This window comes from Streptomyces sp. MBT65 (genome assembly GCF_016612545.1).
GTDB lineage: Bacteria > Actinomycetota > Actinomycetes > Streptomycetales > Streptomycetaceae > Streptomyces.
Genome location: NZ_JAENRY010000230.1, coordinates 1 through 13,654, shown reverse-complemented (window position 1 = coordinate 13,654; position 13,654 = coordinate 1). Strand labels below are relative to the sequence as shown.

Below are 13,654 nucleotides of genomic sequence, written 5' to 3'. Positions count from 1 at the left end.
AGAGGGCGGTATGTGACGTGATGTCACGTTTGTTGTCGCTGGAACGTGTGGCGCAGGTGTATCGGGGCTGATCCGGGAGTCCTGTCGTGCTGGAGTGTTCTTCGTGAGCGACCGCCAGCCCTACAAGAGCGACTTGTCCGACGAGCGGTGGGCCCTGATCGAGCCCGTCATCGCCTCCTGGAAGGCTCAGCATCCCTCCGTCAGCGGCCACCAGGGCGCCTACGGGATGCGGGAGATCGTCAACGCCCTGCTCTACCAGTCCCGTACCGGCTGCCAGTGGGACTACCTCCCCCACGACCTGCCCCCGGTCGGCGCGGTGAAGTACTACTTTTACAAGTGGCGCGACGACGGCACCGACCAGACCATCCACGACCTGCTGCGCTGGCAGGTCCGCGAGAGCCGGGGGCGTAAGGCCGACCCGAGCCTGGTGGTGCTCGACACCCAGAGCCTGCACGCGGCCGTCGGGGTGCCCGCCGACACCACCGGAAGGGACGCGGCAAAAAAAGTCGCAGGCCGCAAGCGCGGCCTGGCAGTTGATGTTCTCGGTCTGGTGATCGCGGTGGTGGTGCTGGCCGCGTCGGCGCACGACAACGCCGCCGGTATCGCCTTGCTGGACAAGGTCGCCGCCGACACCGACACGGTGCAGAAGGCCCTGGTGGACCAGGGGTTCAAGACCGCCGTCATCGATCACGGGCAGAAGGTGGGCATCAACGTCGAAGTCGTCGAGCGCAACCCGGCAACCAGCGGGTTCGTCCCGCAGCCCAAGAGGTGGGTGGTGGAGCAGGTGAACGGGATCATGATGCTGCACCGCAGGCTGGTACGGGACTACGAGCACCGGCCCGCCTCCGCCGAGTCGAGGGTGTACTGGGCCATAAGCGACCGGATGGCCCGGATGCTGACCGCGACCTCCACCCCCACCTGGCGCGGCGCATGAGCGGCAGCGAGCTGACCTTGGGAGCGGTGCTGGCGCACCTGGAGGAGCAAGAGCGCGAGATCGCCACGCAGGCCGAGGCCACGCGGGGACGCATCACAGAACTCACCGCGCAATTAGGGGAGTTCGACCGGGTCGCCGAGGAGATCCGCATCACCCGCAAGACCCTGCTGGCGCTGCCTGATCCGTCCCCGCCGACGCCGCCGGCCGCGAAGCTGCCGGACCATCCGGCCTACCGGCAGATCATGGCGGTGTTCGCCGCGGCCGACGCCCCGCTGCGGGCACGGGCGGTCTGCGAGGCGATGGACCTGGAGATCGTGCCCAGCAACGTCAACAACGTCCGGCTGAAGCTCAAGCGGCTGGTCGAACGCGGAATCCTGATCGAGTCCGAGCAGGGGTTGTTCACCCAGCCACGGCCATAGCCGCCCGGAGCGGCCACCACCAGCCCGACAGCCCGAACCGTAAGCCCGAAACGGGCAACACGTTACTTACCGCCCTCTGAGGCGAGGGTTCGGGTACGTCCTCCCGAAGGGCGACGGCCTCAACATCGTTGGTTGCTGGGGGTGTTGTGGTGTGGGCGAGGAGGGTTCCGCCGAGGAAAGCGACGGCGGGCCAGCCCGCGACGAGGATGCGCAGCCAGGCGGGGACGTCATCGAGGTCGAGCAGGCCGGCGGTGGCGACATTCGCGCCGAGGGACGCGGTCAGTGCGATGACGAACCAGCACCAGCCGGAGGCCTTTGCGTCGCCGGTCCTCAGTCGGCGCCAGGCGGCGACGAGCAGGAGATCGACGCTGATGGGGTAGGCCCACGCTTTCCACCCGTCCTGTCCGGCCGCCGAGGCGATGTCGTGCAGGTGGGCGAAGGAGAGGGCGGCGGCGATGAGGGCTTGGACGAGTACCGCGTCGACGCGGGCCAGTTGGGCGCGCATGATGCGGCTCCTTCCGGGTTCGGGCATGGAGGGGTAGGGACGTGGCGCGAGGCGGTCGCGCCAAACCGGGTTGCGAGAAGGTCAGTTGGTCGCGGGGCGCGGCTGGACGTTCCCCTTCGAAGTAGCGGCCGGGCGTACGGGTGCGTACGGCTGGAAGCGCTTGAGTGCGGGCAGGTCGGGCACCAGGTGCGCGGAGTCGCGGCAGATCTCGGCGGCGTCGCCGAGGGACAGGTAGGGCGTGCGGATGCGGGACCAGCCGCCGGAGGTATCCCCCGCGACGGCCAGGCCGGGGCGTTCGGGGGCGATGGCGCAGGCGGCACCTACAGCTTCGGGGGCGATGTCGCCGAGTGCCATTTTGGCGGAGGCTTCGTCGTTGACGCGGTGGCAGACGCGGCCGGTGAGTTGCGCGCGGAGCATGGTGGCGCCCTTGCCGAGTTCGGCGCCGAAGCGCTGGCCGCAGACTTCGAGGTAGATGCCGGCGGCGCGGCCGAGTTGGGCGAGGCGGATGAGCTGGGTGACCATCTCGTCCCGTCGTTCCTCCTCCTTCTTCGTGGCGACGAGGAAGAGTTCGGCAACCTCGTCGACGAACAGCACGATGGGCACGGGGCGTTGGTTCTCGGGCAGGCCCCAGATGTCCGAGGTGATCTCCTCGTCCGGGGTGCCGGGGGCGATGCCCTGCCGGGCCTTGATCAGGTCGTATCGGTCCTGCATTTCCTTGATGAGCGCAGGCAGCAGCTCGGCCGCCTGGTCGGGGTCGGTGGCCAGCGCGGAGAGCCGGGCAGCGAACGGCGCCAGTTCGACGCCGCGCTTGCAGTCGATGCCGACCAGGGCGACGGGTTGCCGGGCCAGTCCGGCGACGAGATGGCGCAGGTACATGGACTTGCCCGACAGGGTTGCCCCGAGGGTGAGTTGGTGCGGAACGGTGCGGTAGTCGCGTACGAACGGGGTCGCGTCCTCCCGCAAAGCCACCGGCACCTTCAGGAGACCGGACGGGAGCTTGCGGGTGCGGGGCATGCGGACCCGCCGTAGAACGTCGTAGCCGACTAGGCGGAGTTCGACGACGCCGGGCTTGAGGGTGGTGACGTAGACGGCGTGAACTCCCCAGGCGTGCCGCAGCCGTTCGGCGGAAGCGGCGACGTCGGCGGGTTCCTGGCCCGGGGCGAGCCGCAGACGTATCCGCAGACCGGTCGTAGTGGGCCGGATAATGCCCCGGCGGGGCGGTACGGGGCGGACCTCGCGGCGGGTGGTGGCCTTGACGGCGAGTACGCGCAGCCGGGACGGGGCGACGGTCAGGCCGCAGGCCTCCATGACTGAGCCGTACGAGCTGAGCAGGCGGGTGGTGGATATCGGCAGGCCGATCGTGGACCAGTACGCGGCCGGGTGCTTGGCCCGGGTGTAGGCGGCCCCGCCGCCGAGTGCGGCGAGGGGACCACCCACCTCCAGGAGCGTCGTCAGGTCGGTCATCAGGCAGCGACCTCAGCGGCAACGGGGAACGCGGCCGGAGTGACGGCGGCGGCGCGGAAGGCGATGCCGTGGCGCTGCTGCCCGTTGAACACGCTCTCCCAGGGACGGGCGACCAGTCCCGGGAGCGAGACCGGAGCGCCGAGCGCCAGTCCCTCGGACACACCGCCCTCGGGGACGGTGACCTTGATGAGGGACGACTCGCCCTCCTCGATGTAGACGACGCCGAGCGTCATGAGCGCCTCGCCGCTGACGGCGTCCTTGGCGATCTCGCCGGTCTGACGGTCGCGGACCTTCGGCTCCGGGGCCTCGGTCAGCAGGATCGTCGCGGCGGTGGTCTCAACACGGATGGTACGCAAGGAAGTTTCCCTATCTACTCGTCTATACATGTAGCGATCCGCGAACCCGATCTCCGGGTTCATGCGGACCACCCTGCCACACAACTTGCCCACTCGTCTATACGAGTATGCATGTTGGGGTGTACGAGTTCGGGAAACGTCCCCGCGCACCACCGCCAGTCACGGGATCAGGTCGCGGGGAGCTGGTACGACAGCACGTACGCGTCCGCCGCCATGACCGTGTCGCAGACCTCCACGGCCCGCCCTTCGGTGTCGTACGCGGTGCGGATGAGGTGGATCACCGGCACGCCGGAGGCCAGCCGGAGCGTCTTCACCTCGGTGGGCGAGGGCATCCGGGCGCGGATCTCCTCCTCGAAGTGGTCGAGGTGGTGGCCGAGCTCTTCGAGGCGGGCGTAGATACCGCCGGGGCCCGGGTTGGGTTCGGCGATCTGCGTACCGCGCGCGATGTCGAGGGGAAGGTAGGAGGTGGCGAACTCGACCGGCTTCCCGTCCAGCAGGTACCGGCGCCGACGGGCGAGCACGCGCCGTACGGAACCGAGTCGCGTGGAGATGTCCTGGCTGGCCTTCTCCTCCTTGACCTCCAGACTGTCGACCTGGGGGTGACTGCCGGCGGCGTCCGCCTCGACGATGAACGCGGACTTCCCCTGCTCGCGATGGCGACGGGCGAACCGGTCGGAGGCGAGACGCCGTACAGGCGGCCGGGGCCGGACAAAGACGCCCTTGCCGTGCTCGGCATGCACCAGGCCCTCGCCCTGGAGGACGGAGAAGGAGTTGCGGACGGTCATGCGGGACACCCCGTAGTGCTCAACCAGGTCAGCTTCCGAGGGCAGCTTCTCGCCCTCCTTGAACCGCCCACGGTCGATGGCCTCGCGCAACTGGTCGGCGATCTGCCGGAAGACCGCACGATCACTCGTGGGGTCGAGATCGCCGAGCAAGCCGGAACGGAGAGGGCTCACAGTGAGTACTCCTTTAGGTATCTAGACGAGTGGGCGAGTGTTGTTGCTACGGTGGAGAGCCTAGCCAGCCGGGAGGGCCGAGGAACGTGAGCACTGACCGTCCGCACTCCATGAGCGTCGCCGGAGTCATCGTCGACGACCACGGCCGCGCCCTCCTGATCAAGCGCCGCGACAACGGCAAGTGGGAACCCCCGGGTGGCGTCGTCGAGCGAGACGAAACCCTCCCCGAGGCCCTCCAGCGCGAAGTCCTCGAAGAAACCGGCATCAAGATCGCACTCCCCGCGATCCTCACCGGCGTCTACAAGAACATGACCGGGCTGATCGTCTCCCTGGTCTTCCGCTGCCAGGCCGCCGACGGCACACCCACCACCGGGGACGAGACCCGCGCACTGCGCTGGGCCACCCGCGAAGAAGTATCCGAACTCGCCGACGAGGCATACGCGATCCGCGTCCTGGACGCACTCGACGCGGCGTCTCCGCCGGCCATCCGCGCCCACGACGGCGTGAAACTCGTCTAGCCCGAACCCGCTGCACATGGCGGCCTACCAGCACGAAGGAACTTGTATGCACGAGTATACGAGCACAGCGCGGGTCTGGGGGCTCACTTGCCCAGGTTTCCCGGAAGAGGTCAGCCGGGCCCGCCGCTGGACACGCGACATCCTGCGCGACTCGCCCCTGGCCGACGACGCCGAACTAATCGTCAGCGAGCTGAGCGCGAACGCGATCCTCCACACGGCCAGTGGGCGGGAGGCCGGCAGTTTCCATCTGGCGCTTGCGGTGTCCTCGCAGGTGGTCGCGCTGTCGGTGACGGATGGCGGGGGCACCGGGACAGCTCCGAAGGTCAAGCACCAGGGCCAGGAGGCGGAGCACGGCCGGGGGCTGGGCATGGTCAGCGCGATCGCGCACCGGGTCGTGGTCCACGACAGCGACGGCGGTCACACCGTCACCGCGGAGCTCTTCACGGACGTACGACGAGGAGGGCACCCATGCTGAGCGTCACGACCAAGCGCGGGTTCTGGTGCGAGTGCTGGACGGAAGGGGTGGGCGGGCAGTTGCCGCCGACGCTGTTCGGCTCCTACGACGCCTACTCGGAGCGCGAGGCGGACAGTTGGGTGTCGACGATCCTCCGCACCATCTCACCGGCCCTCGACACGGACGCTTCTCAAGAAGCGTGGGAGCGGCTCTACGATCACCGCATCGACACGAGACGAGCCCTCCTGCGCAGGGACCCGTGGGCGGTGTCCGTCACCCACGTCACCACACGCATCACATGGACAGTCCGACCAGCGCTTTTCCTACCGCTCGCACACCGCCACGACGCCGAACTCCCAGCGTGCGTGCACGACTTCAAGCCCCGTGGGACCGATGCCTATTCCAGTTGATGCTTGGCATCTTCCCAGGATGTGCATCGAGAGCAGGTCTCTACTTCGGTGCCATGATCCGGGCGCGGGACGTGCTCGAACCTACGCACTCTGTGCAAGTTGGTCTGCGTGACTCACACTGTGCCTCATGGACGATGGCGCTCTGTGGGTGGCGTTGTTGACTGCGGCCACAGCAGTGGTGGCCAGTTGGGTGACCAGCAAAGGCAACACGCAGGCCGCCCGCGTCCAGGCGCAGGCGGCGGCTGAAGCCTCGGAAGTCGCACGGAAGCGCGAGGCACACAGAGCCACACATCTGGGTTTCATCCAGCAAGCCAACGACATGGGGATCGTGTACCGCAGGATCCCCAGGTACTTGACGCTGCAAGACCAAGAGGCACGCCGGGCATCCCTCTCAGCGCTCCGGGATCAACTACGCGACGCCTACGGACCGTTCATGCGTTCACTGGCCGCCGTCTCTCTCGAATGTCATCCCGGTCCGATAGCGGCGGCGAACGCGGTCCATATAGCCTCCGGCGAGGCGTACATCCGCCTCGTAGCCGTCGAGGAGGAGATCCGCGAAGCCGAGGGCTTCCGCCAAGCCGTTGACGCCTATCTGGCCTCAGTCGACTCGTTCATCGAAGCCGCACGGCAAGCGGAGCATGAGTTGTAGAGAATCACTCTCGCTACATGACTTGGCCATCCGACCGACTGAGTTACAACTTTCTCTACTGGTTCAAGGCGGCTCGCTCCGCTCCCCGCGCGCGGCCCGGCCCCCGGCCGGGCCTGCGCTCCTGTCTCCGCCCCGCTCCGGCCCGGCCGGCGCCCGGGCCGCGCTCAGAGCATGCAGCCGCCTGATGCCAGAGAAGGGGTACATCGTGGCTGGGGCGGTCGTCTCCACGGCTTTACGGAGCCACTTTGGCGCGAGCCTCGAAGATCTTGGCCCCTACGTCGTGCTTTAACAGGCAGGTCCACAGACTGCCCGACGCGCCGGAAGCTTACGGGGCCAAGATCACTCGCGCCAAAGCAGCGCCACCCCAAAGCCGTTCCACCGACCTCGGACCGCAAGGAGAGCCCACGCAGGTCTTCTGAGGCACAGTAAGGTGTGCACCATCTAATGCAGACGTTTGACCAGACCTGGGGGCCCCGCAGGTGGCAGCGCCACAGATCATCGTGAGCGGGCTCGTGGAGCATCCGCATATGAACCCAGCTCAGGTCCAAGCGAAGGTTCGGAGCAGTTTTCCGCGTGCAACAGCGGCCAGTCTGGATTTCATTGTCCCGCTAGTTGATTGCGAAGCCGAATTTTTCTGCGTAAGCAATACGAAACTTGAATTCCGAATTAAGGTAACAGCTTCGAATCAGCCTAATGCGTCGGCATCATCCCGTGCCGTCACGGCGACGGAAATTCTAGTGCGCGGCACAGATGCACTCTGGGGAGGCCTTGAAACCTCCCTCAATGAAGGCAGACGCAAAGGGCGCCCCACTCTTTCTCGATGTTTGATTGAAGACACGCAGACTCGGACCACGCTACTCGCGCGCGAAGCGCGCTCACCCCTTAGATCTCCTGGAGCAAAGCTAGCCTTTACATTCAGTGGAGTCTTCTTCCTCACAGCCGCAGCCCTCATTACTTGGCAACTCGCAACACCGCATTCCGGAGACTCAAGAGAAGCAAACATCCTAGGGATTTCTCTATCCTTGTTCGTGTCTGCCATTCTCACACCTTTGCCCATGTTTATCAATTGGGTCGAATGGAAGAAGGAACTCTCTTGGAAATACGTTAGGAGCGTCCCTTGAGCCGCGATATTGAACAAACTCTCGTGGAAAATCTCGTTCAGCAGTTGAGCGACTCCGGGTGGCATGGTATCCGTGAATACCTGGAGGGAGATTCACGAGTCGATGCCCTGATGGAGCGCAACGGCGTATTGGCGCTATTCGAGATCCGATTGGGTTTCAAAAATGCACTGGCAAGCTGGGTAATTGGCTTGAGTGAAACGGTTTCGGATATTCGGCAACGTCGTAGTCCAACTGGTGGCTGCTTCGGAGTGATCGTCACCGACTCTAGCGTAAACGAGCGACTTTTGGCTGCCGCCTCAAGATACCCAGTTGAAATCTACTCGTTCTCTAGCGCAAAATCAATGGTCACCGTCACTCATGAAATTGTAGAACTATGCGAGTCCACTTCACTCGAATTCACCCAGGGAACCCCTCCAGAACAGAGTGAACTTTCAGGTAATTGGCTTGCACTTTCCGATAACTCCACAATCTCAGCCTCTGGCTCTTCTGTACGGGCAGCCAGGGTGAGCCCATCTGAGGAATCTCGCTCAGTATCTGCTCAAATCCAGCACGAGATCGAACGCATGCAAAGTGTGCTGGGAGAGCATCATCCAAGCGTATTTTCCCTGCGGACGCGACTCGCCTCTCAAGAACGCTCTGTTGAGCTGTTCAGGCAAGTTTTGGCAGATCAGGAAGATTATCTAGGTAGGACCAGTCCCGACCTCCTGGTTACGCGCCTAGGGTTGGCTTCCCTTCTTCAGGAGACGGGGAATCATTCGGAGGCTATTCAGGTCTACCGGAAGGCGCTTGTTGATTCACAAGAATTTCTCTCACCGTCTGATCCTCAGATTCTCACAATCAAAAATAACCTCGCGACAAGCCTTACCGCTGTGGGTGATTTCGATGTTGCAATCCCTCTATACAGGCAGACGCTTGCGGAGCGCATCCAGGTCCTAGGTGAGAATCACCCGGCCACTCTCACAACTCTTGGCAACCTCGCTACCGCCTACAGAGAGATTGGCGACGTCGGTCGCGCGCAAGATCTTTACGAGCAGGCTCTAAGTCGACGCGAGCAGGTACTGGGCTCCGACCATCCCGATACGCTTTCCTCACGGAACAATCTCGCCTATGCATACCAAACATCTGGTGATCTCGCCCAAGCCATTCGCTTGTATGAGACAACGCTTGCCGACAGTGAGCGCATCCTTGGGGCAGATCACCCGGATTCTCTGAATTTTCGGAATAATTTGGCGAGTGCGCTCGAAGCGATTGGCGATCTCGGTCGTGCGATTCCCCTTTACGAGTCCACTCTCGCCGACCGGGAACGCGTCCTTGGTCCCGACCATCCTTCCACCCTCGCTTCAAAGAATAATCTCGCGGGAGCCTACAAATTTGCAGGGAACCTCGGCCGCGCCGTTCCTCTTTATGAGTCGACGCTTGCCGACTGCGAGCGAATCCTTGGCCCTGATCACCCAGACACCCTGACTACCCGCAATAATCTTGCAAGTGCTTTTGAGATGATGGGTGATCTGGGAAGCGCAATCCCTCTCTATGAGTCTACCCTTGCCGATCGGGAGAGACTTCTAGGACCTGACCACCCTTCCACTCTAACGTTTCGCAATAATCTGGCAGGCGCCTATGAGGCTGTCGGTGACCTAGGGCGAGCGATTCCCCTTTACGAGGAAACCTTGTCTACCGCCGAACGGATCATAGGAGACAGGCACCCGCTTACACTAGCTACAAAGAACAACCTCGCAGGGGCCTATCAGGAATCCGGAGAACTTGAACGGGCGATTCGGCTTTATGAATCTGTCCTTGCTGACAGAGAAAGCGTGCTGGGGCCAGATCACCCGTCCACCCTGGCATCAAAGAACAATCTCGCGGGAACATATTTGCAGCGTGGAGATACTGCGCGAGCTATCGCCGTATATGAGTCGACACTCGCAGATATGCAACGCGTTTTGGGTGACAGTCATCCCAATACACTGAAAGTGCTCACAAATCTTGCGAGCGCATATTTGGAGTCTGGTGACCTTGCGCAGGCAGTTGCGTCGTACGAACGTGCGCTAGCTGAATATGAAAGAATCTTCGGCCAAGAACATCCCACTACCCGTCTCACGCGAACTCATTTGAGCGAAGCCCAACTGCGTCAATGATGCTAGGGATGGGAAAGTGCGCGTTTCAAGTGGTTCACTGATCAGACGACATTACGGGCCAACAGGTGCACGTGTCAGGGAGTTTCGATGCCGTCACCGTTGCGACCTACCAAGCCTTCTCGCAACTAGTGCTAGACCCGTGCCAGATCCTGCGGGGAACCGGTCGAGCGCCTACACAGCCCCGACGCTGCTCCGTCGCAGGCCAACCCCAGAACGAGTCCTAAACACCCTTAGCTTCCCAAGCTGAGGTGCACTGTGTCCCGGCCTTCCGAGTTGGGAAGCATCTGAGTCATGGATCCGGGTTGGGCAGCCATGCTTGGGGCTCTAGTAGGAGCCACCGCCACCACCTGCGCAGGGGTGTTGACCTGGTGGTCACTTCGTTGGCAGCAACATGTGCAGGTCCAGGCCGAGCGGGACAGGTGGTTGCGAGAGAAGCAGCATGCCGCGTACGGCGACTTCCTTGATGCCACTCAAGGTGCCGTAGACGGACTGGAATCGGTAGGCCGAGGCCTAACCGCCGCAACACCGGATGTCCCGGACCTCTACAACTGGCTAGGAGAAGAGGTCATCCCGCACGTGATCTCCGCGCGTCGCAGACTCGCCTCAGTCCAGATTGATGGGCCGGCGTCGGCTGAAGGCGCCGCCCGCAAGCTCCACGGATCGGTCAACGAGTGCATGATGACTGCCATGCAGGGACTTCATGCTCTTGCCGACGACGCAGAGAGTGCACGGTTCCCAGAGCTAAGAGACAGGTTCAACGAGACACTGAGAGTCGTCCACTCTCGTCTCCGAGACTTCACGCAGGTCGCCCGGGCAGTGATCCAAGAGACATGAAATCCGGGGCAGCCTCGTCTCAGTTTCCGTCTCATTCAGCACCGTTCGCCGACGTTCAGGCGGGACCAGACGGCCGCACCCATCCAGCCGTCAGCCGCCCGTGAACCCAGGTGAACGGCCCTGTACGAAGCCCCCGGTGACACCCCCACAGTTGGAAAGCGTGTTGGGGGCAACCCCTCACGAGTTCGAATCTCGTATCCTCCGCCAGTGCCTCACCGGGCACGATGTCGAAGGGCCCCACCGTTCGCGGTGGGGCCCTTCGACGGTTCTAGTGGCCTCCACGACGACCCGACTGTCATCAGCAGCGCCGCACTCCTTCGGTACTTTCAAGACCGCGGCGGGTGGGCCGTCGATCTGGACGAGCCATCGACGCCTCTCTGCTGGCACTCGGCAGCACCAACAGCGCTCAGCGTCACCTGCCCGCGCTCGGCAACCTAGGTGGCCACGAACTCCTGCACGAGCAGTGCTTCAGCAAGGGCGACATCATCGCCGAAGGACGGCTACGCACCAGCCTCGACAGCCAGTTGTGCGCCCGCAGCGGTTGACGCAGCCGTGCGCGTGGCGGCGCCACAGCCGGTTCCGGTGAACCGTCAGGGCCTTTGGTGCGAGGTCGACATGCATTCGCTTGCGGCCAAGGACCTCCCTCTGCCGCAGGCCGAGCGCGCCACTTGCCGAGTGCCGGTACTCCTGCGACGCACATTGTCGTGCCGCCAAACATAGTTCACTCAATGGAGCTGGATCCAAGCGGAAATACCCGAAGGGCGACTTCCTCCCTCATGATTTTCCATAGATCCGTTCTGGCGGCACGAGAGGAAAACCATGCGCGATATCTTCACCCTCATCACTGAGCGAGTTCTGCGCGACTGCGGCATGGAACCCATCTGTACGCATGTCGGCGATGTTCAAGTCTGCGCAATCAAGAGCCATCCCACATATCAGGTGTTGCGCAAGAAAGTTCGACTTGGCCGATCAAAATCCGTAGCAAGCTTGCGCCTCTGGGAGTCGGTGGGCACTTTGGCGAGGGAAGGCAATGAACAGGAGCGAGAGAAGTGGTTGATGATCCTACTGGATCTGCTAACTCCATACTTCGGGGGGTGGTCGAAGGAGCTGGCACGAAAATTTCATTATGAGGTCTCTGACATCAGGTCTGCGATGATAGAAGGTGCCCTGGAAGCATGGTTTTCCATGACAGGCGGAATGTCCGCCAATAAACTCCTGGACACCATGATGAACAGCGCGTTCACCCGCGCTCGTGGACTGGTGGAAGCCGGAAGTTCGGAAACTTGTGCGGCGAGCGCGGAGCATTTGATCATTGATGCACATGAAGAGCAATCAGCGTTGCGTGCATCGTCAATCATTGACTCTGGCGCGGTACGGGATCCGGATGCCGATGAGAGAATTCGCGGCGAACGCACAGGGGCCCTGCTGCAAAGAATGGGAGCCATGAGCCACGTCAAGATCCTTCATGCCAAACTCCGAAGCGGTTGCCGCGATGAGGCAGATGCTCCCGCCATTACTCCCGCACAGGTGGGGCGATCCTGGGTGGACGGGAAGAATCTCTACTATCGAATTTCCGATCTCCTGCCGCCATATATCGGCTTCAGAGAGGCGGCCAATGTGGTTGACCTTTCAGAATCACAAGCATCAAAGATGGCCGGAAAGGGCTCCCTCGCCTTCAGAGTACTTTGGATTGGCAATAGCCGGGTCGTATCGGTCAAGTCACTTATGTGCATCTCGGATATCCAGGACTCCATCGTGCATCCCGATGATGTGGAGAATGGAGCTTCTCATGTCAGTGGAGAATAGAAAATCGACGAATATTTTCGTTGCCCGCTCGTCGCGCCGGGCGCGGCCCGCGGTGGGGCGGCCAGGGGAGGCCCAGGAGTCGAACCGCCCCACCGCGGCGCCTGGTGCCGCCCGCGCACCCCGCAAGCAAACCTCGCAAGATATACTTGACCCCACACTCGATATCAGGGAGGCGCAAGTGAGCCGGACGGTTATCGACCTGGACGACGACCTGGTCGCGGACGTGGCGAAGGCCCTCGGGACCAGCACCAAGAAGGAGACTGTCAACACCGCTCTTCGTGAGGTGCTGGAGAGCCGGCGTCGTGCCCTGGCTCTCGCCCGACTGCGGGCTGCGGCGGGCGACGGCGCATTCGATCTGGAACTGTTCGAGAACAAGCAGAACTACCGCCGGTGAACGCGGCCCAGTTCCTGATCGACACCAGCGCGCTCGCACGGTTCATGCGCGGGGAAGCGGAGCAGTACGGCTGGGACCAAGCCGCCGCGGCCGGACTCATCGCTACCTGCCCGATCACCGAGCTCGAGTTCTTCTACAGCGCACGATCAGCCGCCGACCGGGCGCGCGGCATCGAGGACATGCGGCTGATCTTCGGCTGGGTTCCCGTCGACGACCGCGCCTACGACCGCGCCTGGCAGGTCCAGGAAGCCCTGACCAAGCAGGGGAAACACCGAAGTGCCGGAGCTGTCGACCTGGTCGTCGCCGCGACCGCTGAGCTGCAAGGGCTCGCTCTGCTCCATCGCGATCACGACTTCGAGTGCATCGCCGCGGTGACCGGGCAAGCCCTCCAGTGGTACGGCCCGGAACACGGCAAGTAGGTCAGCGGTGGTTGCAGTTCTGGTTGCGTTCATCGCCGTACGACATCGTTCAGAGGCCCCACCCGAGTGGGCCGCACCGCAGGTCAGAGCGCTCCCGCACATCCCCGAACCCCCAGACGAACATTTGGAAAGCGTGTTGGGGGCAACCCCTCACGAGTTCGAATCTCGTATCCTCCGCCAGTGCCTCACCGGGCACGATGTCGAAGGGCCCCTCTGTTCGCAGCGGGGCCCTTCGACGTTGGCCGTCTCGGTTGGTTTCAGAGGGCGGTAAGTAACGTGT

General features: G+C 63.2%; 16 protein-coding genes. 12 read left to right on the top strand and 4 right to left on the bottom strand.

All coding sequences use genetic code 11. The annotated features are described in order from the left end of the window. The first annotated feature begins 103 nt into the window (after positions 1-103). Both JHN63_RS37120 and JHN63_RS37115 read left to right on the top strand, forming a co-directional pair. On the top strand, positions 104-934 hold the full coding sequence (locus JHN63_RS37120; protein WP_200689252.1) for an IS5 family transposase: 831 nt from the start codon (positions 104-106) through the stop codon (positions 932-934). Then, a complete protein-coding gene (locus JHN63_RS37115; RefSeq protein WP_200689251.1) occupies positions 931-1,353 on the top strand; it encodes a hypothetical protein in 423 nt (140 codons plus the stop codon). The genes JHN63_RS37120 and JHN63_RS37115 overlap by 4 nt, the downstream gene beginning before the upstream one ends. Here JHN63_RS37115 and JHN63_RS37110 read toward each other — a convergent pair. The 4 genes from JHN63_RS37110 to JHN63_RS37095 form a co-directional block, all read right to left on the bottom strand. Beyond that, the gene (locus tag JHN63_RS37110; RefSeq protein ID WP_234478260.1) at positions 1,334-1,858 is read right to left on the bottom strand and encodes a DUF2637 domain-containing protein; all 525 of its coding nucleotides are present in this window, start codon (positions 1,856-1,858) and stop codon (positions 1,334-1,336) included. The genes JHN63_RS37115 and JHN63_RS37110 overlap by 20 nt on opposite strands. 81 nt (positions 1,859-1,939) lie before the next feature. Next, the gene (locus JHN63_RS37105) at positions 1,940-3,322 is read right to left on the bottom strand and encodes an FtsK/SpoIIIE domain-containing protein (RefSeq protein WP_200689250.1); all 1,383 of its coding nucleotides are present in this window, start codon (positions 3,320-3,322) and stop codon (positions 1,940-1,942) included. Continuing rightward, positions 3,322-3,678, bottom strand: a complete 357-nt coding sequence (locus JHN63_RS37100; protein WP_200689247.1) for a hypothetical protein — start codon at positions 3,676-3,678, stop codon at positions 3,322-3,324. The genes JHN63_RS37105 and JHN63_RS37100 overlap by 1 nt, the downstream gene beginning before the upstream one ends. Positions 3,679-3,845: 167 nt before the next feature. After that, entirely contained in the window at positions 3,846-4,634 is a 789-nt protein-coding gene (locus JHN63_RS37095; protein ID WP_200689245.1) for a GntR family transcriptional regulator, read from the bottom strand. A gap of 110 nt (positions 4,635-4,744) precedes the next feature. Here JHN63_RS37095 and JHN63_RS37090 point away from each other — a divergent pair, with 110 nt between their 5' ends. From JHN63_RS37090 to JHN63_RS37045, 10 genes are all read left to right on the top strand, one after another. Further along, positions 4,745-5,152 carry an NUDIX hydrolase gene (locus tag JHN63_RS37090; RefSeq protein WP_200689253.1) on the top strand — a complete coding sequence of 136 codons (408 nt, stop codon included), beginning with the start codon at positions 4,745-4,747 and terminating at the stop codon, positions 5,150-5,152. Between the two features lie 46 nt (positions 5,153-5,198). Then, a complete protein-coding gene (locus JHN63_RS37085) occupies positions 5,199-5,627 on the top strand; it encodes an ATP-binding protein (protein ID WP_200689244.1) in 429 nt (142 codons plus the stop codon). Then, on the top strand, positions 5,621-6,016 hold the full coding sequence (locus JHN63_RS37080; RefSeq protein ID WP_200689243.1) for a hypothetical protein: 396 nt from the start codon (positions 5,621-5,623) through the stop codon (positions 6,014-6,016). The genes JHN63_RS37085 and JHN63_RS37080 overlap by 7 nt, the downstream gene beginning before the upstream one ends. A 127-nt stretch (positions 6,017-6,143) precedes the next feature. Then, positions 6,144-6,665, top strand: coding sequence for a hypothetical protein (locus JHN63_RS37075; RefSeq protein WP_200689242.1), 522 nt, complete (start codon positions 6,144-6,146; stop codon positions 6,663-6,665). A 1,117-nt stretch (positions 6,666-7,782) separates the two neighbouring features. After that, on the top strand, positions 7,783-9,921 hold the full coding sequence (locus JHN63_RS37070; RefSeq protein WP_200689240.1) for a tetratricopeptide repeat protein: 2,139 nt from the start codon (positions 7,783-7,785) through the stop codon (positions 9,919-9,921). A 423-nt stretch (positions 9,922-10,344) separates the two neighbouring features. Next, positions 10,345-10,755 (top strand): hypothetical protein, encoded by a 411-nt coding sequence (locus tag JHN63_RS37065; RefSeq protein WP_200689239.1) that lies wholly within the window; start codon positions 10,345-10,347, stop codon positions 10,753-10,755. Positions 10,756-11,096: 341 nt separating this feature from the next. Beyond that, positions 11,097-11,300: a hypothetical protein gene (locus JHN63_RS37060; protein WP_200689238.1), complete on the top strand. Its 204-nt coding sequence runs from the start codon at positions 11,097-11,099 to the stop codon at positions 11,298-11,300. A 274-nt stretch (positions 11,301-11,574) separates the two neighbouring features. Continuing rightward, positions 11,575-12,561, top strand: a complete 987-nt coding sequence (locus JHN63_RS37055) for a hypothetical protein (protein ID WP_200689237.1) — start codon at positions 11,575-11,577, stop codon at positions 12,559-12,561. A gap of 178 nt (positions 12,562-12,739) precedes the next feature. Then, entirely contained in the window at positions 12,740-12,955 is a 216-nt protein-coding gene (locus tag JHN63_RS37050) for a type II toxin-antitoxin system VapB family antitoxin (protein WP_200689234.1), read from the top strand. After that, entirely contained in the window at positions 12,952-13,374 is a 423-nt protein-coding gene (locus tag JHN63_RS37045) for a PIN domain nuclease (RefSeq protein ID WP_200689233.1), read from the top strand. Before JHN63_RS37050 ends, JHN63_RS37045 begins: the two co-directional genes overlap by 4 nt. Positions 13,375-13,654 lie beyond the last annotated feature (280 nt).